Source organism: Oceanicella sp. SM1341 (assembly GCF_003448965.1).
Classification (GTDB): domain Bacteria; phylum Pseudomonadota; class Alphaproteobacteria; order Rhodobacterales; family Rhodobacteraceae; genus Paroceanicella.
Window position 1 is genome coordinate 170,489 of the sequence record NZ_QRGC01000001.1, and the last position, 22,076, is coordinate 192,564.

The following is a 22,076-nucleotide window of genomic DNA, read 5'->3' on the forward strand; positions in this document are numbered from 1 at the left end:
TCCGTCTCGAGCCTGAGGCTGACCTGCGCCGCATGACGGAGCAGAAGCGGCATCCCGACCTGCATGGCCAGACCTGCAGCGCCGGCACATGCCCCGGCCGGCCACGGGCGGCGTTCGATAGAGGAGAAAGACCTTGGCTCTACTGCCCACCGTAGCAAGGTCCGTTGCAAGACGGGCCGACGCAATCCAGTCCTTCGGCCAGTCCCGTGGCCAGTCCTTCGGACCGCTGCGCAAGGTTCTCGCCGTCGGGATGATGGCGGCGACCGTCGCGGTCGCCCAGGCCCCGATGGTCGAGGCCCGTGCCGCACCGGACAGTTTCGCGGACCTCGCGTCCCAGCTCAGCCCGGCCGTGGTGAACATCACCACCAGCCAGATCGTCGCCCGCCGCGACGACGGTCCGACCCCCATGGTTCCCGAGGGCTCGCCCTTCGAGGAATTCTTCAAGAACTTCCGTGACCGCCAGCGCCAGAGCCCCGAGCGGGCCACGGCCCTCGGCTCCGGCTTCATCATTTCCGCCGACGGCTACATTGTCACGAACAACCACGTGATCGAATCCGCCGACGAGATCTCCATCGAACTCTTCTCCGGCCAGAACCTCGACGCCAAGCTGGTCGGCACCGACCCCAAGACCGACATCGCCCTCCTCAAGGTCGAGAGCGATGAGCCGCTGCCCTTCGTCAACTTCGGCGACAGCGACCTCGCCCGCGTGGGCGACTGGGTGATGGCGATCGGCAACCCGCTGGGCCAGGGCTTCTCCGTGTCTGCCGGCATCGTCTCGGCGCGCAACCGCTCGCTGCGCGGCTCCTACGACGACTTCATCCAGACCGACGCCGCCATCAACCGCGGCAACTCCGGCGGCCCGCTGTTCAACATGGACGGCCAGGTCATCGGCGTGAACACCGCCATCCTGTCGCCCAACGGCGGCTCCATCGGCATCGGCTTCTCCATGTCCTCCAACGTGGTGAAGAACGTGGTCGACCAGCTCAAGGACTTCGGCGAGACCCGCCGCGGCTGGCTGGGCGTGCGCATTCAGCCGGTGGACCCGTCCATGGCCGAGGCGCTCGGGCTCGAGGAAGCCTCCGGCGCGCTCGTGGCCGGCGTGACCGAGGGCGGCCCCGCCGCCGAGGCCGGCATCAGGGGCGGCGACGTGATCCTGTCCTTCGACGGCCAGGACGTGCAGGAGATGCGCGACCTGCCGCGCATGGTGGCCGACACCAAGGTGGGCAAGGCCGTGCGCGTGGTGGTGTTCCGCGAGGGCAGCACCCAGACCGTGCTCGTCACCCTCGGCCGCCTCGAGGAGAACGAGATCAACGCCTCCATGGAAGGCCCGAGCGGCGACACCGCCCCGGAGCAGACCGCGAATGCCGAGGTGCTGGGCATGACCCTGTCCTCCATCACCCCGGAGATGCGCGAGCAGTTCAACCTGCCCGACGAGCTGGAGGGCGTGATCGTCTCCGACATGGACGCGACCTCGGCCGCCTTCGAGAAGGGCCTGCGCCCCGGCGACGTGATCTCCGAGGTCGGGCAGCAGCCGGTGTCCTCGCCGGCCGATGCCGAGGCCCGGGTGAAGGCGGCGAAGGAAGCCGGCCGCACCTCGATCCTGCTGCTGGTCGAGCGCGAGGGCGAGCCGCGCTTCGTGGCCCTCAAGATCGACGAGTGACGCCAAGGGACCGAATGGTCCCGCGCCGGTCCGGGGCCCCCGCGAGGGGGCCCCTTTTTCATGGCCCGTTCACCGCTGGTGGATGGCCTAATTCCCACTGGCAGGCCCCGGCGGGCTGCATTAAGACTTATCCGCAACGCGCATCGGGAAAGGCAAAGCATGGCTAAGATTACCTACATCGAGCACAACGGAACCGAACATGTCGTGGACGTGCCCAACGGCATGACCGTGATGGAAGGCGCCCGTGACAACGGCATTCCCGGCATCGATGCCGATTGCGGCGGTGCCTGCGCCTGCTCGACCTGCCATGTCTACGTCGACCCCGCCTGGACCGACCGCCTGCCGGCCAAGGACGACATGGAGATCGACATGCTCGATTTCGCCTGGAACCCGGGCGAGACCTCGCGCCTCACCTGCCAGCTGCGGGTGACCGACGCGCTCGACGGTCTCGTCGTGCGCATGCCCGAAAAGCAGATCTGACGGCTCCCGCCCCCGGGCCCGCGCCCGGCCGCGCCGCTGCCCACGAGGCCTCTTCCCGCGGGAAGGGGCCTTTTTCGTGCCGGGCGCCGGGCCCGACGTGCCGATGGTGACGTGTCCTGTCCGGCGCCGGGGCCGGGAGAGCCCGTACCGTATGCCGCGTTGCGCGCTGTGGCAGCCCCGGAGCCCGGACGCCGGCGAGGCGCTCCGCCCGCCATCGTGCCCATCCCGCCCGGGCGACCAGCCCGGGCCGCGCCCGGACCCTCCCCCGGGAGGGCGCGATGGCGATGCCGGGTGCCGCACAGCCCTCGTCCGGGGCTTTTGAGATAAAGCGCTGATCACGGGCGTGGCTCGCGCCCACCCAGGGTCGGGCGCGGCCCTCGGCACCTGGCTCCGCCGTAGAGCCGAGTGAGACGGAAACCGACGGGGCAGAGCCCTGGCTGTCACGCAGGAAGCTCGGTCGGGCCCTGGGTCACCGGGATGCGAGCACGCGTGATGGGCCGGCGCAGCTGGTGGAGCAGGCACGGAGCAAGGCTGGCCGACCAGCCCGGAACGCCACCCGGCGGCGGGCGCTGCGGAGTGGCTTCGGGAGGGACACCTGCCGCACCGGTGAACGGGAAACCTCCGAAATGGTGAACCACCGGACGGCCGGGCATGGTGAGAGAGGCCCCGGCTGGGAGGCCGGGGCGCGTCGGCGCGGGGCGGCTCAGTCGCGCGCCAGCGCCCGCCAGCCGATGTCGGTGCGGCAGAAGCCGCCGGGCCAGTCGATCGCCTCCACCGCGCGGTAGGCGCGGGCGCGGGCCTCGGCCAGCGTCGGGCCGGTGGCGGTGACGTTGAGCACCCGGCCGCCGTTGGAGAGGATGGCGCCGCCTTCGGCCTTCGTGCCGGCGTGGAACACGGTGACGCCCTCCACGGCATTGGCCGCGGCGAGCCCGCCGATCGCCTCGCCCTTGGCATAGGCGCCGGGGTAACCCTTCGCGGCCATCACCACGGTGAGGGCGGGGTCATCCGCCCAGTCGATGGCAAAGCCGCCCAGCGTGCCGCGCGCGGCGGCGAGCAGGGCGTCGAGCATGCCCGCACCTGCGCGCAGCATCAGCACCTGGGCTTCGGGATCACCGAAACGGACGTTGTACTCCACCAGCCGCGGGCCCTCGGGGCCGATCATCAGCCCGGCATAGAGCACCCCTTGGTAGGGCGTGCCGCGGCGGGCCATCTCGGCGATGCAGGGCTTCACGATCTCGTCGAGCGCGCGGGCTTCCATCTCCGGCGTCATCACCGGGGCGGGGGAATAGGCGCCCATGCCGCCGGTGTTCGGGCCCTCGTCGCCGTCAAAGGCGCGCTTGTGGTCCTGCGCGGTGGCCAGCGCCAGCACGTCGCGGCCGTCGGTGAGCACGAAGAACGAGGCCTCCTCGCCCTGCATGAACTCCTCGACCACCACCGAGGCGCCGGCCGCGCCGAAGGCGCCGCCCAGCATGTCGGTGATCGCGGCCTCGGCCTCGGCCAGGCTCATCGCCACCACCACGCCCTTGCCGGCGGCAAGGCCATCGGCCTTGATCACGATGGGCGCGCCTTGCGCGCGGACGTAGGCCAGAGCCTCTGCCTCATCGGTGAAGCGGGCCCAGGCGGCGGTGGGGGCGCCGCAGGCGTCGCAGATTTCCTTGGTGAAGGTCTTCGAGGCCTCTAGCTGCGCCGCCTCCCGGCCGGGGCCGAAGGTGAGGATGCCGGCTTCGCGCAGCACGTCGGCCACGCCGGCGGCCAGCGGCGCCTCGGGGCCGACGACCACGAACTCCACCCCCGCCTCGCGGCAGAAGTCGCGCACCGCCGCACCGTCCTCGGCATCGAGCGCCACGCACTCGGCGACATCGGCGATGCCGCCATTGCCCGGCGCGCAATAGAGCTTTTCGCACAGGGGGTTGCGGCTGATCGCCCAGGCCAGCGCATGCTCGCGCCCGCCGCCACCGAGAATGAGGATGTTCACGCGAGAGCCCTCCGCTTGGCCGTCTGAAGTCCCGCCGCCGTTCTAGGGGGAGGGTGCCCGTGCCGCAAGCGGAATGCGCCCTTTGGTTTGGCGCGCAAAGCCGCTATTCAGGCCCGATGAGCGACCTTTTCGACGACGAGGGCCCCGAGGCGGGCGAGGCCCCGGGCAATGCGCCCGAATTCACCGTCTCCGAACTGTCCGGCGCGGTGAAACGCGCCATCGAGGGCGGATTCGGGCATGTGCGCGTGCGCGGCGAGGTGGGGCGTGTCTCCCGCCCCGCCTCGGGCCATCTCTACCTCGACCTGAAGGACGACCGGGCGGTGCTGTCCTCGGTGATCTGGAAGGGCACGGCGCGCAGCCTCGCCACGAAGCCCGAGGAGGGGATGGAGGTGATCGCCACCGGCCGGCTCACCACCTTCCCCGGCCAGTCGCGCTACCAGCTCATCATCGAGAGCATCGCGCCCGCGGGCCTCGGCGCGCTCATGGCGATGCTGGAGAAGCGCAAGGCGGCGCTGGCCGCCGAGGGGCTGTTCGACGCGGCGCGCAAGCGCCGGCCCCCCTACCTGCCGGAGGTGATCGGCGTGGTGACCTCGCCCTCGGGCGCGGTGATCCGCGACATCCTGCACCGGCTGCGCGACCGGTTTCCCCGCAAGGTGCTGCTCTGGCCCGTGGTGGTGCAGGGCGATCGCTGCGCGCCGGAGGTGGCGGCCGCCATCCGCGGCTTCAACGCGCTCACCCCCGGCGGGGCGCTGCCGCGGCCGGACGTGCTGATCGTGGCGCGCGGCGGCGGCTCGGTGGAAGACCTCTGGGGCTTCAACGAGGAGATCGTGGTGCGCGCCGCGGCGGAGAGCGCCATCCCGCTGATCTCCGCCGTGGGGCACGAGACCGACACCACGCTGATCGACTTCGCCGCCGACCTGCGCGCCCCCACGCCCACCGCGGCGGCAGAGCTCGCCGTGCCGGTGCGCGCCGAGCTGATGGCCACGCTGGCGGCGGCGGAGGAGCGGCGGCGCCGCGCGCTCGCCCGCCTGCTCACCGAGCGGCAGCAGCGGCTGCGCGACCTCTCGCGCCTGCTGCCCCGGCCGGAGATGCTGGTGGCCGAGCGCGCCCAGCGGCTCGACGAGATGGCCTCCCGCCTGCCGCGCGCGCTCTCGGGTTATGCGCAGGGCAAGCGGCTGCAGCTCACCCGCAGCCGGGCCGGCGAGTTCGGGCCGCGGCTGCTCGCCTTCGCGCTCAGCCGCAAGCGCAGCGAGCTGGGGCGCAGCAGCGCCGGGCGCTTCGGGCCGCAGCTGCTCTCCGGGCTGATGGGGCGGCGGGCGGAGCGGCTGGCCTCCGTTTCGGCCCGGCTCAGCCCGGCGGCGCTGCTGCGCAGGCGGACGGACCTTGCCGAGCGGCTCGATGACCGGGGCGCACGTTTCGAGCGCGCCGGGCGCGAGCTGATGGCCCGGCGGCGCGAGCGGCTGGAGCGCGCGGCGCGCCTGCTCGAGACGCTGGGCTACCACCGCACGCTGGAGCGCGGCTATGCCGTGGTGCGCGAGCCGGGCGGCGCGCTGGTCTCCGACGCCGAGCGCGCCCGCCGCGCCACGCTGCTGGAGCTGGAGTTCCGCGACGGCACGGTGACCGTGGGCACCGCGAAACCCAGCCCCGGGCGCAAGCGCAGCGACGACGACCCGCAGGGATCGCTGTTCTGAGCTCAGACGCCGGTGCGCGGCCCGGGGCAGTTGAGCGGCTTCGTGTCGCGGCCGCTCATCTGCAGCTCGGCCAGCCCGTCGGGGTCGCGCTCGGAGCGCACCACCACCTCGCCGTCGCGCCGGTAGACATGCCAGCACTGCGGCATCGGGTTGCCCTCGTAGGTGAAGCACAGCGCGCCGTTGAGCTCGAACCAACGGCCCTCCTGGCATTCGCCCGAGCCGTCCTGCCAGCGGGAATGGTTGCCCGGCATGTATTGCTCGGCGCCGTAAAACTCGCCATCTCGCTCGAAGGTCAGCGTGTAACCCTCGGACAACTGGCGGAATTCCTCCGCGCTCATCGGGTCATCGGCAAGTGCCGGAGCAGCGGCGCACAGCAGCGCCGCGACGAGAAACTGTTTCATCGGATGCGGAACCGCAGGGTGACGGGCAGCTGGCAGGCGGCCTCGTTGCAGGGCTGGAGGGTGAGGCGCACCTCCTCCTCCGGGTGGTTGAGCGGCAGCGACAGCGTGCCGGTGTGCACCGGCACCGGGGCCGGTGTGTGCGGGTTCTCCCAGGGCTCGGGCGCGGGCCAGACGGTCTCCGCCCCCTCCAGCACGGCGCCCGAGAGCCCTTCGGCCCCGGCGACGGCGAGATGCCAGCCCGGCGCCACGGTGACGATGAGCTTGTGCGCCCCGGTGGCGTGGTAGGTCTCGAGCCGCACGCGCAGCGCGCCGCCGGCGCAGACACGCACCGCGCCGGCCTCGCCCGCCTCGAGGATGCGCACGGCCGAGAGCGCGGTTGGCCAGACCGAGGGATAGTCCGAGATCCGCGCCGAGAGCGCGTCGCGCAGCGCCTCGGCCCGGGCGCGCAAGAGCGGCAGTGGCCGGCGCTCGGCGAGGCGGGCGAGCAGCTCCAGCGCCGAGGATTCGCCGGAGGGCACCGCGCCGTCCTCGGTCTCGTAGATGCGGGCGAAGGGGCCGGGGCCGAAGCCGCTCGCCAGCCGGCCGCGGCCGTCGTCGAACCGCTCCACCATCGCCTCGGCCAGCGCCTGCGCGCGATCGGCCCAGGCGGTGGCGCCGGTCGCGTCCTGCAGGGCAAGGCAGGCGAGGCCGAGCCAGGCATAGTCCGAGAGCAGCGCCGGCTCTTGTGCCTTGCCGCCCGCATGCACCCGGGAGAGGCCCTCGGGCCCGTCGAGCCGCGCGAAGACCGCCTCCGCCGCCCGCGCCGCCATGGCTGCCCAGTCGGGGTTGTGGAACTCGAGCGCCGCCTCGGCAAGGGCGCGGATCATCAGCCCGTTCCAGCCGGCGATCACCTTCTCGTCGCGCAGCGGGCGAGGGCGCTCGGCGCGGTAGTCGTTGAGCTGGCGCAGGATCACCTGCAGGGCCTCGGGGTCGTGGAGTTCTGCCGGGACGGCCTCCTCCGGCACCCGGTGGGCCACGGCGCCGGCCTCGAGCGTGGGGGTCTGGTCGAGCCCCAGCATGGCGATGGCCTTGTCGGCAAGATCGCGGTGCAGCAGCGCGCGGATCTGCTCCGGGGTCCAGGCGTAGAAGGCGCCTTCCTCGAGCTTGCCCGAAGCATCGAGCGAATCCGCGTCCTCGGCGGAGTAGAAGGCGCCGTCGGGCGCTGTCATCAGCGCCTCCACGTAGCGGATGCAGCAGCCCGCCTCGTGGCCGCCCCAATGCGCCACCTGGTGGAGCTCGGTGTAACAGCGCAGCAGAAGGGCCTGGTTATACAGCATTTTCTCGAAATGCGGGGTGCGCCAGTTCACGTCCACCGTGTAGCGGTGGAAGCCGCCGCCCACCTGGTCGTGGATGCCGCCGGCGGAGATGGCGGAGAGCGTGTGCTCGGCGATGGCGAGGGCTTCCGGCGGGCCGCCCCGGCGCCAGTGGTCGAGCAGGAACAGCAGGAAGCCTTCCTGCGGAAACTGCGTGCCCTTGGAGAAGCCGCCCTCCACCGGGTTGAACATGCGCTGCAGGCGGCCGAAGGCGGCCTCGGGCGCAGTGTCGAGGGGCACGGCATCCTTGCGCTCGGAGGTGATGGCGGCAATGGCGTCGGAGAGCCGGCCGGCGAGCGAGGTGAACTCGGCCCGGCCGGGGCCGCGCCAGCCGTTCGCGATGGCGCCGAGCACCTGGGCGAACTGCGGCCTGGGGAAGTAGGTGCCGGTGTGGAAGGGCCGACCGTCGGGCAGCAGCCAGGCGGAGTTGGGCCAGCCGGCGTGGCCGTTCTGCAGGCTGGTGGCGGCGATGTAGATCTGGTCGATGTCGGGCCGGCTCTCGCGGTCGAGCTTCACGGGCACGAAATGCGCGTTGAGGAGGGCGGCGATCTCCTCGTCATCGAAGCTCTCCTCCTCCATCACGTGGCACCAGTGGCAGGTGGCGTAGCCGGCGGAGAGGAACACCGGCACGTCGCGGCGCGCGGCCTCGGCGAGCGCCTCCTCGCCCCAGGGCCACCAGTCCACCGGGTTGTGCGCGTGCTGGAGCAGGTAGGGCGAGGCCTCGCGCACCAGCCGGTTCACGTAGCGCGGGGCGCCTGCGTCCATGAGGTGGGTGCGCGGGCGGTGGCCGGGGCCCAGGGCTGCGAGCGCCGTGTCGAGCGCCTCCTGCAGGTCGGGGCTGCGGTCGGCTTGCGGCGGGGTGCGGGACATGGGCTCAGCTCGTCAGGCCGGGGGTGCAGGTGAAGCTGGTGGGCGAGATCGACTGCACCAGCTGCTCCTGCTCGCCGCCGGCCTCCGCGCTCTGCGGGATGATGATGATCTCGCCGTCGCGCCGCACATGGGCGAAGCAATGCGGGCGGTCGAAGAAGAAGCAGTATTCGCCGGAAGAGTAGGTCCAGCGCGCGTTGGCGCAGACACCCGAGGCGTGCTGGAAGGTCACCATGTCCTGGCCGGGCCAGTAGTATTCGCGGCCGAAATACGTGCCGTCGATGTAGTAGTACACCGTCTTGCCGCGGGTGAGGTCGCGCCATTCGCTTTCCGGAATGGGCGTGTCCTGGGCCGATGCCGCCAGCGGCGGAACCAGGGTTGCGCCGAAAAGGGCCAGGGCGGCGAAAGCCAGGGTACGGAACATGCAGATCTCCCGGGTGTTTGGGGGAGAACTTAGGCCCTGCGGCGCGCAGCGGCAAGCGAGGCTCCGGGATTTGCCCGCTTTTCCCTTTCGCTTCGCGGCTCTTGGCGGTAGGGGAAGGGGGTCACGCCGCCGGCCAGGAAGACGGAGAAACCCGCCCGATGTCGCTTTTCGGAAAGCTCAAGGACCGCCTGTTCAAGTCCTCCTCCAAGCTCGACGAGGGGCTGGACGCCATCCTGCAGGACGGCGGTGTCATGGAGCCTGCACCCGCGACCGGCGCCGCACCCGAAGCCCCGCCCGCAAAGGCTCCCGAGGCGCCGCGCCCCGCCCCCGAAGCGCCGAAAGCCGTGCCGGAGCCTGAAGCACAGAAGGCTCCGCCCGTGCCGGAGGCACCCAAAGCCCCGCCCGTGCCGGAGGCACCCAAAGCCCCGCCCGTGCCGGAGGCACCGCGGCCGGCGCCCGAGGCGCCCGCGCCGATCCCGGTGGAGCAGGTGCAGGCCGAGACGGCGCGGCGCGGGCTGTTCTCGCGTCTCACCGGGCGCGGGGCGGCTCCGGCGGCGCCGCAAGCCGTGCTGCGCCGGACGCTCGACGACGAGATGCTCGAGAGCCTCGAGGAGCTGCTCATCCGGTCCGACATGGGCGTGGAGACCGCGCTGCGCGTCGCCGCCAACATGGCCGAGGGGCGCTACGGGCGCAGGCTCTCGGCCGACGAGATCAAGCGCCTGCTCGCCGCCGAGGTGAGCCGCATTCTCGAGCCCGTGGCCCGGCCGATGCCGCTCACCCCGCGCAAGCCGCAGGTGGTGCTGGTGGTGGGCGTGAACGGCTCGGGCAAGACCACGACCATCGGCAAGCTCGCCAGCCAGTTCCGCGCCGCCGGCAAGTCGGTGGTGATCGCGGCCGGCGACACGTTCCGCGCCGCGGCGGTGGAACAGCTCCAGGTATGGGGCACGCGCGCCGGCGTGCCGGTGCTCACCGCGCCCGAGGGCTCCGACCCCGCGAGCCTCGCCTTCGAGGCGATGACCAAGGCCGAGGCCGAGGGCGCCGACCTGCTGCTGATCGACACCGCCGGCCGCCTGCAGAACCGCGCCGACCTGATGGAGGAGCTGGCGAAGATCGTCCGCGTCATCCGCAAGAAGGACCCGTCCGCGCCGCACAACACCCTGCTGGTGCTCGACGCCACCACCGGCCAGAACGCGCTGAACCAGGTGGAAATCTTCCGCAAGATCGCCGATGTCTCCGGCCTGGTGATGACCAAGCTCGACGGCACGGCGAAGGGCGGCGTGCTCGTGGCGCTGGCCGACCGCTTCGGCCTGCCGATCCACGCCATCGGAGTGGGCGAGCAGATCGACGATCTCGCCCCCTTCGACCCCGAGGAGTTCGCCCGCGCGCTCACCGGCCTCGACGCGTGACAGGCTGGCTGCTGTCGATCGAGGGCACGCCGGCGGGGGCGCATCTCGCCATGCTGCTGGCCCTCGGCTCGGCGGTGGCGCATGCGGTGTTCGGCGCGCTGCAGAAGGGGCGGCACGACCCCTGGATGTCGCGCGGGGCGATCGATTTCTGCTACATGGCGATGGCGCTGCCGGTGGCGCTCTTCGTGGTGCCCTGGCCGGAGGGCGGGCTCTGGCTCGTCCTGCTCGGCGCCTGGGTGATCCACATGGGCTACAAGCTGTGCATGGCCATGGCCTATGAGCGCGCGGCCTACACGGTGGTCTACCCCGTGGTGCGCGGCACCGGGCCGCTGGTGACGGTGATCGCGGCCGGCTTCGTGTTCGGCGAGCTGTTCGGGCCGCTGCAATGGCTGGGCGTGCTGCTGCTCTCGGGCGGGATCTTCGCGCTGGCGCTGTTCAACCTGCGCCATGTCGAGGTGGGGCGCGACACGCTGCTGCAGGCCCTCGGGCTCGCCTTCGTCACCGGGCTGTTCGTGGCGCTCTACACCACCTACGACGCCTTCGGCATCCGCGCCGCACCCGACCCGTTCACCTTCCTGTTCTGGTTCTTCGTGATCGACGGGCTGGCCTTTCCGGTGATCGCGCTCGCGCGCTGGCAGCGCATGGAGCTGCGGCCCGCCATGGGCCCGCTGATGCTGCGCGGGGTCTCCGGCGCGGTGATCGCCTTCCTCAGCTTCGGCTCGGTGATGCTCGCGACCCGGCTCGACAAGGTGGGCGAGGCGGCGGTGCTGCGCGAGACCTCCACCGTCTTCGCCGCCCTCATCGGCTGGCTGGTGCTCAAGGACACGGTCGGCCCGGTGCGCGGCGCGCTGATGGCGCTGATCGCCGCGGGCGCGGTGCTGGTGGAATTCGGAGGCGCCTGAGACCACATGACAACCAAACCCGACGGGAGACAGACCATGGCGGAAAAGCCGCTCAACCCGGTGGTGAAACTGGCGCTCGAGCTCGGGCCGGTCTTCGCCTTCTTTCTCACCTACCGGCTGAGCTCGGCCGACCCCGGGCTCACCCCGGAGAAGGCCGAGCTCAGCCGGATGATCTTCGCCACCTCGGTGTTCATCCCGCTGGTGCTGGCCTCGCTCGCCGTGTCCTGGTGGCTCACGCGCAGCCTGCCGAAGATGGCGGCGCTCACGGCGCTGGTGGTGGTGGTGTTCGGCGGCCTCACCATCGCGCTGCGCGACGACACGTTCTTCAAGATGAAGCCCACGATCATCTACGGGCTCTTCGCGGTGATCCTCGGCATCGGGCTGATGCGCGGCCAGTCCTACCTGCAATACCTGATGGGCGAGGTGTTCAGCATGAAGCGCGAGGGCTGGATGCTGTTCACCCGGCGCTTCGCGCTGTTCTTCGCGTGCCTTGCGGTGGTGAACGAGGTGGTGTGGCGCAGCCAGGACACAGACACCTGGGTGAACTTCCGCACCTTCGTGCTGCCGCTCACCACCTTCGTGTTCATCCTCACCCAGGCGCCGCTGCTGGGCCGCTACATGGAGAAGGACGAGTAGGGGGGCTGCCGTAGCGATGCGGAGAGCCACCTGCGGCGGCTCGCGCCTCCTGTCTCGCCTGACGGCCGCTGCCGCGGCCGGCAGGCTCGGGGGCGTCGGGCCCCGCAGGGGCCCGTCGATATCCTCGCGCGGTCAGTTCGCCTCAAGCAGCGGCAGGATCCGGGTTTCGAGGATGCTACGGGTGATCGGGCCGGGGTGGCGCAGCAGCACCTTGCCCTCGCCGTCGATCACGAAGGTCTCCGGCACGCCGTAGAGCCCCCAGTTGATGCCGTTGCGCCCCGACGCATCGGCGCCGATCTTCGAGAACGGGTCGCCCAGCTCGTCGAGGAAGCCGCGCGCGGCGTCGGGCTTGTCCTTGTAGTTCACGCCCAGGATCGGCACGCCGGATTGCGCGATCTCCATCAGCATCGGGTGTTCGGCCCGGCAAGGTGCGCACCAGCTCGCCCAGAAGTTCACCAGCTTCACGCCGGGGGCGGTGAGGTCGGCCGCGCCGGGCACCTCCCGGCCGTCGACCAGCGGCTGGAGCGACAGCTCGGGCGCCGCGCGCTCGGCCAGGGCGGAGGGCAACTCGTCGGGGTTCTGCCGGCTCAGCGCCCAGTAGCCGACGCCGAGAAAGATCGCGGCGCAGGCCACCGGGGCCAGCATCCAGGGGCGGAAGCCGCCGCTGCCGCGCGGCGCGGTGGTGGTGTCATCGCTCATCGGCTTGCCTCCGCGCGGCCTCGAGCCGCGCCAGTTCGGATTTGACCCTGCGGTGCCTCAGCAGCGAGGCGCCGACCAGCAGCGCGAAGCCTGCCAGCGTCACCCCGTAGGCGCCCAGCACCGCGACGGTGTATTTGCCCAGCTCCGGCAGCATCAGCCCGCCGCCATGCGCTGGTGCAGCGCCCGGATGCGCCGCGCCCGGATCTCGGTGCGGGTGCGCAGCAGCAGGAGTGCGAGGAAGGTGAGGAAGAACCCTGCGATGCACAGCAGCAGCGGGTACCAGAACACGTTGGAGACATTCTCCTGCCGGTCCATCGACAGCGAGGCGCCCTGGTGCAGCCCCTGCGACCAGAAGTTCACCGCGTAGCGCGACAGCACCGCGAAGACCGAGCCCACCATGGCCAGCACCGAGGTGAGGTCGGCGGCCTTGTCGGGGTCCTCGATCGCGGCCCAGAGCGCGATGTAGCCCAGGTAGAACAGGAACAGCACGAAGAAGGAGGTGAGCCGCGGGTCCCATTCCCAGGGCGAGCCCCACATCGGCTGGCCCCAGAGCGCGCCGGTGAGCAGCGCGATCACCGTCATCATCGCGCCCACCGGGGCGGCGGCCCGGGCCGCGAGCGCCGAGACATGGTGCCGGCGGATGAGCCAGACCAGAGAGGCCGCGAACATCATCACGTAGATGTTGATCGCCATCATCGCCGCCGGCACGTGGATGAAGATGATCTTCACCGTCGAGCCCTGCCGGAAATCGTCCGGCGTGAGAAAGAAGCCCCAGATGAGCCCGGCCGCGAGGCTCAAGGCCGCGAGCCCCGCCACCCAGGGCAGGGCCGCGCCGGAGAGGCGCATGAAACGGGTCGGGTTCGCGTATTCCCAGAATGACATGGCGATGTGAATAGCCCCGCGCCCGGGCGCGCGCAATGGGCCGTTGGTCACAGGGTGGCGAGGGGGGCGCGGGGCGCGGTCAGCGCAGGTTCATCCGCAGTGCGGCGGCGGCGGCGAAGGGCCCGAGCGCGAGCGTGCCGAGGCTGACCGCGCCGAGCAGCAGGAAGGCGGTGGCCGGGCTCTGCCCCCGGGCCGCAAGGTCGACCGCACGGGCCCCGAAGATCAGCGTGGGGATGTAGAGCGGCAGCACGAGCAGCGAGAGCAGCAGCCCGCCACGGCGCAGCCCCACGGTGAGCGCGGCCCCGGTGGCGCCGATGAAGCTCAGCGCCGGGGTGCCGGCGGCAAGGGCCGCGACCAGCCAGGGCATCGCGGCGCCGGGCAGCGCGAGGGTGACCGCCAGCACCGGCGCCACCACCAGCAGCGGCAGCCCGGTGGTGAGCCAGTGCGCCAGCGCCTTCACCGCCACCACCGCCTCGAGCGGCAGGGGGGCGAGGGCGAGGATGTCGAGCGTGCCGTCCTCGTGGTCGGCCTGGAACAGCCGGTCGAGCGAGAGCAGGCAGGCGAGCAGGGCGGCAACCCAGATCACCCCCGGCGCGATGCGCGCGAGCAGCCCGCTCTCCGGCCCGATCCCGAGTGGCATCAGCAGGATGGTGACGAGGAAGAAGGACACGCCCAGCCCCGCGCCGCCGCCCGAGCGCAGGGCCAGCAGCAGCTCGCGCCGCAGGAGGGCCGCCATGGCGCGGATCACGAGCCGGCACCCCAGCCGTCATCGAGGAACGGATCGGCCGAGTCGCGCACGGCCGCTGCCACCGGCTCCAGCCGCAGCTCCCTCGCATCGGGCAGGCCGAGGTCTATATGTGTGGCCAGAAGCGCCATGCCGCCGCCCGCGCAATGCGCCCGCACCAGGGCTGCGAATTCCGCCACCGTGTCGGTGTCGAGCGAGACGGTGGGCTCGTCGAGCAGCCAGAGCGGGCGCTCCGCCAGCACGAGGCGGGCAAGGCCCAGGCGCCGCTTCTGCCCGGCCGAGCAGGCGCCGGCCGGCCGGTCGGCCAGGGCCGCGAGCCCGAAGAGGGCGAGGGCGCGCTCCGGCCCCGGGGAGCCGAAGAGCCGGGCCTGGAAGGCGAGGTTCTCCGCCACGGTGAGCTGCGGTTTCACCGCGTCGAGATGCCCGGCATAGGCGAGATGCTCCTGCACCTCCTCCGGCGCGCGGGCGAGATCGGCGCCCATCAGCCGCGCGGTGCCGCCGGCGATGGGCAGCAGCCCGGCGAGCGCGCGCAGCAGGGTGGACTTGCCCGCGCCGTTGGGCCCGCGCAGCAGCACCGCCTCGCCGGGGGAGAGGGAAAACCCGAGCCCGGAGACGACCATGCGGCCGCCGCGGGCCACGCTCAGATCGTGCACGACAAGGCTCATCCGCTTCCTCTAGCGCGAAGCGGATGGCTGCGAAAGTGCCAAACCGGGCCCGCCCCGGCGCCGCGGTGAACGCAAGGTTTCGCAAACCCGCTGCATTCACGCGAAAAAATGTGCCGGAGGGGCAGTGTATACCATTGCACACACTTGAATTGCGCCCAGATATGAGCCATGAGGTGCACAGCGAGACCCCAGCCCGCCCCGCCGCGCCAGCGCTTGGCGGGTCTCAGCCAGACGGAGGCCACATGACCATCTTCACCGGATCAGACACGAGCAAGACTCGCCGCGAGCTCAGCGTCGGCGGCAAGACCTATGCCTATTACTCGATCCCGGCGGCCCAGGAAGCGGGCCTTGGCGACTTCACCCGCCTTCCCGCGGCGCTGAAGGTCGTGCTCGAGAACATGCTGCGGTTCGAGGACGGGAAGACCGTCACCGTGGACGACATCAAGGCCTTCTCCGAATGGGCCGACAAGGGTGGCAAGAACCCCCGCGAGATCGCCTATCGCCCCGCCCGCGTGCTGATGCAGGACTTCACCGGCGTGCCCGCCGTGGTCGACCTCGCCGCGATGCGTGACGCGATGGTGGCCCTCGGCGGCGACCCGGAGAAGATCAACCCGCTGAACCCGGTCGACCTCGTGATCGACCACTCGGTGATGGTCGACGAGTTCGGCAACCCGCGCGCCTTCCAGATGAACGTGGAGCGCGAGTACGAGCGCAACGGCGAGCGCTACGAGTTCCTCAAGTGGGGGCAGGGCGCGTTCAACAACTTCCGCGTCGTCCCCCCCGGCACCGGCATCTGCCACCAGGTGAACCTCGAGTACCTCGGCCAGACCGTCTGGACCGACCAGGACCAGGACGGTGTCGAGGTGGCCTACCCGGACACGCTGGTGGGCACCGACAGCCACACCACCATGGTCAACGGTCTCGCGATCCTCGGCTGGGGCGTGGGCGGCATCGAGGCCGAGGCCGCGATGCTCGGCCAGCCGATCTCCATGCTGATCCCCGAGGTCGTGGGCTTCAAGCTCACCGGCAAGCTCAAGGAAGGCATGACCGCGACCGACCTCGTGCTCACGGTCACGCAGATGCTGCGCAAGAAGGGCGTGGTGAACAAGTTCGTCGAGTTCTACGGCGAGGGCCTTGACCACCTGCCGCTGGCCGACCGCGCGACCATCGCCAACATGGCCCCGGAATACGGCGCCACCTGCGGCTTCTTCCCCATCGACGACGAGACGCTGAACTACCTGCGCACCTCGGGCCGTGACGAGGAGCGCATCGCGCTCGTCGAGGCCTATGCGAAGGAGAACGGCTTCTGGCGCGGTGCCAACTACGCCCCGGTCTACACCGACACGCTCGAGCTGGACATGTCCTCCGTCGAGCCCTCGCTCGCCGGCCCGAAGCGCCCGCAGGACCGCGTGCCGCTCTCCGCGGCCGCACCCGAGTTCGCCAAGGTCGTCGAGCAGCACCGCAGCAACGTGGGCTACCGCTCCGAGGTGCGCTGGGAAGGCGAGGGCGGCGCGCCCGAGCCGACGGACGTGCCGGGCAAGCACGAGGGCAGCGGCTCCGGCGGCTACTGGGTTGCCGTGGAGGGCGAGGACTACCGCATCCATGACGGCTCCGTGGTGATCGCGGCCATCACGTCGTGCACCAACACCTCCAACCCCTACGTGATGATCGCGGCCGGCCTGGTGGCGCAGAAGGCGAACGCCCTCGGCCTCACCCGCAAGCCCTGGGTCAAGACCTCGCTCGCCCCCGGCAGCCAGGTGGTGACCGAATATCTCCGCGACGCCGGCCTGCAGGACGATCTCGACGCCCTCGGCTTCAACCTCGTGGGCTACGGCTGCACCACCTGCATCGGCAACTCGGGCCCGCTGCCGGAGAAGATCTCCAAGGCGATCAGCGATGCCGACATCGTTGCCTGCTCGGTGCTCTCGGGCAACCGCAACTTCGAGGGCCGCGTGAACCCCGACGTGCGGGCGAACTACCTCGCCTCGCCGCCGCTCTGCGTGGCCTATGCCATCGCCGGCGACATGAACATCAACATCATGGAAGACGCGATCGCCCACAAGGCGGACGGCACGCCGGTGTTCCTCGCGGACATCTGGCCGACCCAGAAGGAAGTCGCCGACCTCGTGGCCAAGACCGTCACGCGCGAGGCCTTCCAGGCCAAGTACGCCGACGTGTTCAAGGGTGACGAGCACTGGCAGAAGGTCGACGGCGGCGAGGGGCTCACCTACTCCTGGCCGGCGAGCTCGACCTACGTGCAGAACCCGCCCTACTTCGAGGGCATGGGCATGGAGCCGGGCACCATCGCGGACGTGAAGGGCGCCAAGATCCTCGCCCTGCTCGCGGACTCGGTGACCACCGACCACATCTCCCCGGCCGGCTCCTTCAAGGCCGACCACCCGGCGGGCAAGTACCTGATCGACCGCCAGGTTCCGGTGCGCGACTTCAACTCCTACGGTTCGCGCCGCGGCAACCACGAGATCATGATGCGCGGCACCTTCGCCAACATCCGCATCCGCAACGAGATGCTCGACGGCGTCGAGGGTGGCTACACCAAGGGCCCCGACGGCGAGACCACCTCGATCTACGATGCGGCGATGGAGTACATCGAGCAGGGCAGCCCGCTCGTGGTCATCGCGGGCAAGGAGTACGGCACCGGCTCCTCGCGTGACTGGGCGGCAAAGGGCACCGCGCTCCTCGGCGTGAAGGCCGTGATCGCGGAGAGCTTCGAGCGCATCCACCGCTCCAACCTGGTGGGCATGGGCGTGATCCCGTTCGAGTTCACCGGCGGCGACACCCGCAAGTCGCTGGGCCTCACCGGCGACGAGACCGTGTCGATCACCGGGCTCGAGGGCGATCTGAAGCCGCAGGCCAACGTGCCGGCGACCATCACCTACGCCGACGGCACGGTGAAGGAGATCACCCTGCGCTGCCGCATCGATACCGCGGTGGAGATCGAGTACGTCGAGAACGGTGGCGTGCTGCACTACGTGCTGCGCAGCCTCGCGAAGGCCGCCTGATCCGGCGCCGACCGGCGCGGCCCCCCGGGGCCGCACCCGACAGGAAAATGGCCCGCCTCCGCCCCCGGAGGCGGGCTTTTTCCTTTGCCCTCCGCCACATGCGCGGCGTGGCGGCGGGCGCCTCCGGCAGCAGGCGGGGCGGCGAGGCGGGCTGTTGCGGCGCTCTCCGCCGCCCGCCGCGCCACGCAAGCGAGGCGGCTGCGGCGCAGATGTCACAGGTGTGCCGATATTCTCGCAGGGTGGCCGGCTTCTCCCGAAAGCTTGACTGGCACGTGACGCTCCGCGCGCCTAGCTTGAGGGCCAACGGAAATCCGAGGATCACATGCGCCGCTTTCTCGCCCTGCTCACCGCCCTGAGCCTTCTTCCCATGACGGTGATGCCCTCCGCGGCCGAAGAGAAGCCGGTGGTCATCGAGCTCTTCACCAGCCAGGGATGTTCCGCCTGTCCGCCGGCCGATGCGCTGGCCGACACTCTGGCGCGCGAGCCGGGCCTGCTGGTGCTCACCCTGCATGTCGACTACTGGGACTACCTCGGCTGGCGCGACCGTTTCGCCCGGCCCGAGAACACCCGGCGGCAGAAGGCCTATACCTCGATGTTCCATGCCCGGTCCATCTACACGCCCCAGGCCATCGTGCAGGGCGTGGAGCGGATGGTGGGGTCCGATGCGCAGGCGATCGCGGCAGCGGTGCGGGCACAGCGGGCCATGCCCTCGCCTGCGCAGATCGAGCTGGTGCGCCGCTCCGATTCCATCGACGTGAAGCTCACTCCCCGCATGCCGCTGCAGTTCCGCGCCAAGGGCATCCTGCACCTCGTGACCTACGACGAGCCGCAGACCGTGCGTATCGAGCGCGGCGAGAATGCCGGCAAGACCGTGGTCTACACCAACGTGGTGCGCGACTGGATGAAGCTCGGCGTGTGGGATGGCCGCGGCCCGGTGACCTTCAGCGCGCCGATGCCCTCGATGGGCAAGGGGCTCGCGGTCATCCTGCAGGACGGCAAGGTGGGCCCCATCCTCGGCGCGGCCTGGATCGAGCCCTGAGAGCGGGGTGGCCCGCCGCTGGAAGCGGCATATTTCCTCTCGCTGGAAGCGGCACAGCTCTTCTCACTGGAAGCGGCACAGTTCTTCTCGCTGGAAGCGGCACAGTTCTTCTCGCTGGAAGCGGCGCACTTCCGTTCCCCCGAGACGGCATGCCGACAGCCCCGCGAGACGGGGCGGGACACGCGGCCGCCGCAGCCCCGCGCGCGGTCAGCGCCAACGCCGGTGCAGCCAGAGCCACTGGCCCGGCCACGCCCGGATCCAATCCGAGATGCGCGCGTTCATGGTGATCATCCGCTCGGTGGCATCGCCCTCGGTGATCGGTTCCTCCAGCGTCACGTCGAAGCTCACCCCGTCCTCCAGCCGCCGGCCGAAGGCGGGCACCATGGGGATGCGGTAGCGCATCGCGAGCTGTGCGGCGGCCGGCACGGTCTCGGCGGGAATGTCCATGAAGGGCAGGCGGGGCGCGCCGGTCTGCTTCTGATCGACGAGGATCAGCGCCACGCCGCCCTTCGCGAGATGCTCCACGAAGGCGCGCATGCCCGAGCGGCCCTTCACCACCACCGGCGCGCCGGCGGCCACCATGCGGCCGCGCACCAGCTCGTCGAACTTCGGGTTGTTGAAGGCGCGATAGATCATGCCGCACTCGATGCCGGCCAGTTTGAGCCCCATGCGGATGCTCTCCCAGTTGCCGAAATGCGCCGAGACCAGCAGCGCGCCGCGTCCCTCGGCCTGCGAGGCGCGGATCGCCTCCAGCCCGGGCCCGTGCAGGGTGACGCGGTCGTGGTCCTTCACCAGCTCGGCCAGCAGGGCGTATTCCATCAGCAGCCGGCCGAAATTGTCGCCCAGCTCGTGCATGATCTCGCGCTGGCGCTCCGGCGGGGTGCCGGGCAGCGCGAGGTCGAGGTTGCGGCTCATCCGCTTGCGCAGGCTGGCGACGTTCGGCACCAGCGTGGCCCCCAGCCGGCCGGCGATGGCGATCTGCCGGTTCAGCGGCAGCCAGCCGAGGAGCGCCAGCGCCACGCGCAGCACGGCGTATTCGGCCGCGAAGCCGAGGCGTTGGCGCAGGGGGCGGGACGAGGCAGGGGTCATGCACGGCTCTCCAGTCGACGCAGCAGGGTATGGAAGCGCAGGCTGAGCATCAGCACCGCGGCGAAGCAGCCGAGCGCGGTGGCGATGAACAGGCCCCGTTCGGCGAGCGGCGTATGCAGGCCCAGCACGATGCCCAGCGGCAGCATCACCAGCCAGAAGCCGATGAAGAAGCGCAGCGTGGTGCCCCAGCTGTCGCCGAGCGCGCGGTTGCACTGGCCCGCCACCACCTGCCCGCCGTCGAACACCAGCGACAGGGCGAGGATGGCGAAGAGCGGCGTGAGCCGGCCCAGCAGCTCGGGATCGCCGGTGAACAGGCTGCCGAGCAGCGGCGCCTGCCACACCACGACCCCGGCACAGAGCGCGATGGTGCCCGCCGTGGCCGAGAGACCCGACCACCCGGCGAAGCGCGCCTCGGCGATGTTGCCGGCGCCGCGCGCGGCCGCCACCCGCACCGCCGTCGCCACCGACAGGCCGAGGGCCACCATGAACACCGTCGCCTCCACCTGGTGGGCGATGGTGTAGGCCGCGAGCGCCTCGGGCGAGATCAGCCCCGCCACCTGCGAAAGCGCCGCGAAGGCCATGGTCTCGAAGAAGAAGGCCGCGCCGGCCGCGACGCCGATCACCCGGATCTCGCGCCCCGCGGCCCAGCCGCCCGGGCCCCAGAAGCCGCAGCGCGGCAGGCGCCGCACCTCCGGCAGCCGGAGGATCCAGGCGAGGATGCCGAGCGCCATCACCGCCCGCGCCGCGGTGGAGGCGATGGCCGCGCCCTCGGCACCCAGGGCCGGGAGCCCGGCCGCGCCGTCGATGAGCGCGAGGTTCCCGGCGATGTTCACCACGTTGGCCAGCGCCATCAGCACCAGGCCGGGCAGGGGCCGCGAGCGCCCCTCGAGGTAGAAGCAGGAGGCGACGAAGACGATCTGCAGCACCGCGCCCGGCGCGAGCCATCGCGCCACGCTGCCGCCGCCCGAGACCAGCTCCGGCGCCTGGCCGATCAGCTCCAGCCAGGTTTCCGAGAACAGCGCCAGCACCGTGCAGCCCAGCCCGACCGCGAGCGACCAGGCCACGCCGCGGCGCCATGTGGCCGCCGCGCCCTGCGCATCGGCCGCGCCCGCGTGCCGCGCCGTCTCGGCCACGATGCCCGACATCGCGCCCACGCCGGTGATCATCACCGGGAAGAACACCGCGTAGCCCATGGAGAGAGCGGCCAGCGCCGCCGTGTCGTGCTGGCCCACCATCACGATATCGGCGAGCGACAGGGTGAAGATGCCGGTGCGCGCCAGCATCACCGGCCAGGCGAGCCGGAACAGCTCGGCCCAGTGCCGGAGCAGGCGCGGGCCGAAGCCGGGGTCCTGGCCCGGATGCCGGAAGCGGATGACGGCGGGTTGCATGTCGGGGCTCGTCCTGCGCGGGGCCCGGGCGCACCGGGGCGGGGAGACCCCCTCCCTAGAGCGCCGGCGCCCCGATCACAAGCGCCACCTCAGGCGGCGGCATGCGGCAGGCCCACGCCGATCATGCTGTCGCGGGTCACCAGGGCGGCCAGCCGCTCCTCGCTCCAGCCCTCGGTGCCGGCGGGCCGGGCGGGCAGCACGATGTAGCGCATGTCGGCGGTGGAATCATGCACCCGCACCCGGATGCTGTCCGGAAGGGCGAGGCCGAACTCGGCCAGCACGCTGCGCGGCTCCTTCACCACCCGGCTGCGATAGGCACGGTTCTTGTACCAGTCGGGCGGCAGGCCGAGCAGGTTTCGCGGGTAGCACGAGCACAGGGTGCAGACGATGACGTTGTGCGTGTCGGCGGTGTTCTCCACCACCACCAGCTTCAGCGCGTCGATGGCACAGCCGAGCTCGGCGGCGGCGGCCGAGCCGTCGGCCATCAGGCGCGCCTTGAAAGCGGGGTCGGTCCAGGCCTTCGCCACCACGCGCGCCCCGTCGGCCGGCGAGCGGGCGTCCATCCGCCCGATGGCCGTTGCGATCTCGGCGGCGGAGAAGATGCCCTTCTCCTCCAGCAGTTCGCGAACGGCGATTTCCATTGTCTGCCAATAGGTAAGCGGCTCATCCTGATCCGCCCTGTAAGGGTGGCCGGACGGGCTCATGCCCTCGTGGTGGACGTGCTCGTGGTCGTGGTCGTGATCGTCATGCGGCAT

Annotated in this window: 20 protein-coding genes; 8 read left to right on the top strand and 12 right to left on the bottom strand. The window is 71.2% G+C overall.

Features of this window, described 5'->3' with window-relative positions; genetic code table 11:
- Positions 1–250: 250 nt before the first annotated feature.
- Together D3P35_RS00760 and D3P35_RS00765 are read left to right on the top strand one after the other, a co-directional pair.
- The gene (locus D3P35_RS00760) at positions 251–1,660 is read left to right on the top strand and encodes a DegQ family serine endoprotease (RefSeq protein WP_118132540.1); all 1,410 of its coding nucleotides are present in this window, start codon (positions 251–253) and stop codon (positions 1,658–1,660) included.
- 159 nt (positions 1,661–1,819) lie between these two features.
- On the top strand, positions 1,820–2,140 hold the full coding sequence (locus tag D3P35_RS00765) for a 2Fe-2S iron-sulfur cluster-binding protein (protein WP_118132541.1): 321 nt from the start codon (positions 1,820–1,822) through the stop codon (positions 2,138–2,140).
- 703 nt (positions 2,141–2,843) lie between these two features.
- Here D3P35_RS00765 and purD read toward each other — a convergent pair.
- On the bottom strand, positions 2,844–4,115 hold the full coding sequence (purD, locus tag D3P35_RS00770) for a phosphoribosylamine--glycine ligase (RefSeq protein WP_118132542.1): 1,272 nt from the start codon (positions 4,113–4,115) through the stop codon (positions 2,844–2,846).
- Between the two features lie 116 nt (positions 4,116–4,231).
- Here purD and xseA point away from each other — a divergent pair, with 116 nt between their 5' ends.
- A complete protein-coding gene (xseA, locus tag D3P35_RS00775) occupies positions 4,232–5,806 on the top strand; it encodes an exodeoxyribonuclease VII large subunit (protein WP_118132543.1) in 1,575 nt (524 codons plus the stop codon).
- Between the two features lie 2 nt (positions 5,807–5,808).
- Here the strand turns inward: xseA and D3P35_RS00780 are convergent, their stop codons facing one another.
- Genes D3P35_RS00780 through D3P35_RS00790 form a run of 3 tightly spaced genes read right to left on the bottom strand, consistent with a single transcriptional unit; the run spans position 5,809 to position 8,850 of the window.
- Positions 5,809–6,207, bottom strand: a complete 399-nt coding sequence (locus D3P35_RS00780; protein ID WP_157981995.1) for a hypothetical protein — start codon at positions 6,205–6,207, stop codon at positions 5,809–5,811.
- Complete coding sequence (locus D3P35_RS00785; RefSeq protein ID WP_118132545.1) at positions 6,204–8,429, bottom strand: thioredoxin domain-containing protein; 2,226 nt, start codon at positions 8,427–8,429, stop codon at positions 6,204–6,206. The genes D3P35_RS00780 and D3P35_RS00785 overlap by 4 nt, the downstream gene beginning before the upstream one ends.
- 4 nt (positions 8,430–8,433) lie before the next feature.
- Positions 8,434–8,850, bottom strand: a complete 417-nt coding sequence (locus D3P35_RS00790) for a hypothetical protein (protein WP_118132546.1) — start codon at positions 8,848–8,850, stop codon at positions 8,434–8,436.
- A 158-nt stretch (positions 8,851–9,008) separates the two neighbouring features.
- Between D3P35_RS00790 and ftsY the strand changes: the two genes are divergently transcribed.
- Genes ftsY through D3P35_RS00805 form a run of 3 tightly spaced genes read left to right on the top strand, consistent with a single transcriptional unit; the run spans position 9,009 to position 11,794 of the window.
- On the top strand, positions 9,009–10,256 hold the full coding sequence (gene ftsY, locus D3P35_RS00795; RefSeq protein WP_118132547.1) for a signal recognition particle-docking protein FtsY: 1,248 nt from the start codon (positions 9,009–9,011) through the stop codon (positions 10,254–10,256).
- On the top strand, positions 10,253–11,158 hold the full coding sequence (locus D3P35_RS00800) for a DMT family transporter (protein ID WP_118132548.1): 906 nt from the start codon (positions 10,253–10,255) through the stop codon (positions 11,156–11,158). Before ftsY ends, D3P35_RS00800 begins: the two co-directional genes overlap by 4 nt.
- A 6-nt stretch (positions 11,159–11,164) precedes the next feature.
- Positions 11,165–11,794: a septation protein A gene (locus tag D3P35_RS00805; RefSeq protein WP_232830319.1), complete on the top strand. Its 630-nt coding sequence runs from the start codon at positions 11,165–11,167 to the stop codon at positions 11,792–11,794.
- 132 nt (positions 11,795–11,926) lie between these two features.
- Here D3P35_RS00805 and D3P35_RS00810 read toward each other — a convergent pair whose 3' ends face one another.
- The 5 genes from D3P35_RS00810 to ccmA all read right to left on the bottom strand — a co-directional run bounded on the left by D3P35_RS00810 (position 11,927) and on the right by ccmA (position 14,785).
- Positions 11,927–12,493, bottom strand: coding sequence for a DsbE family thiol:disulfide interchange protein (locus tag D3P35_RS00810; protein ID WP_370029776.1), 567 nt, complete (start codon positions 12,491–12,493; stop codon positions 11,927–11,929).
- A complete protein-coding gene (ccmD, locus tag D3P35_RS00815) occupies positions 12,483–12,647 on the bottom strand; it encodes a heme exporter protein CcmD (protein ID WP_118132550.1) in 165 nt (54 codons plus the stop codon). The genes D3P35_RS00810 and ccmD overlap by 11 nt, the downstream gene beginning before the upstream one ends.
- Positions 12,647–13,375, bottom strand: coding sequence for a heme ABC transporter permease CcmC (ccmC, locus tag D3P35_RS00820; RefSeq protein ID WP_118132551.1), 729 nt, complete (start codon positions 13,373–13,375; stop codon positions 12,647–12,649). The genes ccmD and ccmC overlap by 1 nt, the downstream gene beginning before the upstream one ends.
- 79 nt (positions 13,376–13,454) lie before the next feature.
- Positions 13,455–14,111, bottom strand: coding sequence for a heme exporter protein CcmB (gene ccmB / locus D3P35_RS00825; protein ID WP_118132552.1), 657 nt, complete (start codon positions 14,109–14,111; stop codon positions 13,455–13,457).
- 8 nt (positions 14,112–14,119) lie between these two features.
- On the bottom strand, positions 14,120–14,785 hold the full coding sequence (gene ccmA, locus D3P35_RS00830; protein WP_118132553.1) for a heme ABC exporter ATP-binding protein CcmA: 666 nt from the start codon (positions 14,783–14,785) through the stop codon (positions 14,120–14,122).
- 242 nt (positions 14,786–15,027) lie between these two features.
- Here ccmA and acnA point away from each other — a divergent pair, with 242 nt between their 5' ends.
- Both acnA and D3P35_RS00840 read left to right on the top strand, forming a co-directional pair.
- Positions 15,028–17,805 carry an aconitate hydratase AcnA gene (gene acnA, locus D3P35_RS00835; RefSeq protein ID WP_118132554.1) on the top strand — a complete coding sequence of 926 codons (2,778 nt, stop codon included), beginning with the start codon at positions 15,028–15,030 and terminating at the stop codon, positions 17,803–17,805.
- 322 nt (positions 17,806–18,127) lie between these two features.
- Positions 18,128–18,844: a thioredoxin family protein gene (locus D3P35_RS00840; protein ID WP_118132555.1), complete on the top strand. Its 717-nt coding sequence runs from the start codon at positions 18,128–18,130 to the stop codon at positions 18,842–18,844.
- A gap of 207 nt (positions 18,845–19,051) precedes the next feature.
- Here D3P35_RS00840 and D3P35_RS00845 read toward each other — a convergent pair whose 3' ends face one another.
- From D3P35_RS00845 to nthA, 3 genes are all read right to left on the bottom strand, one after another.
- A complete protein-coding gene (locus D3P35_RS00845) occupies positions 19,052–19,933 on the bottom strand; it encodes a lysophospholipid acyltransferase family protein (protein ID WP_118132556.1) in 882 nt (293 codons plus the stop codon).
- Positions 19,930–21,321, bottom strand: coding sequence for an MATE family efflux transporter (locus D3P35_RS00850; protein WP_118132557.1), 1,392 nt, complete (start codon positions 21,319–21,321; stop codon positions 19,930–19,932). The genes D3P35_RS00845 and D3P35_RS00850 overlap by 4 nt, the downstream gene beginning before the upstream one ends.
- An 89-nt stretch (positions 21,322–21,410) precedes the next feature.
- Positions 21,411–22,076 carry a nitrile hydratase subunit alpha gene (gene nthA / locus D3P35_RS00855; protein WP_118132558.1) on the bottom strand — a complete coding sequence of 222 codons (666 nt, stop codon included), beginning with the start codon at positions 22,074–22,076 and terminating at the stop codon, positions 21,411–21,413.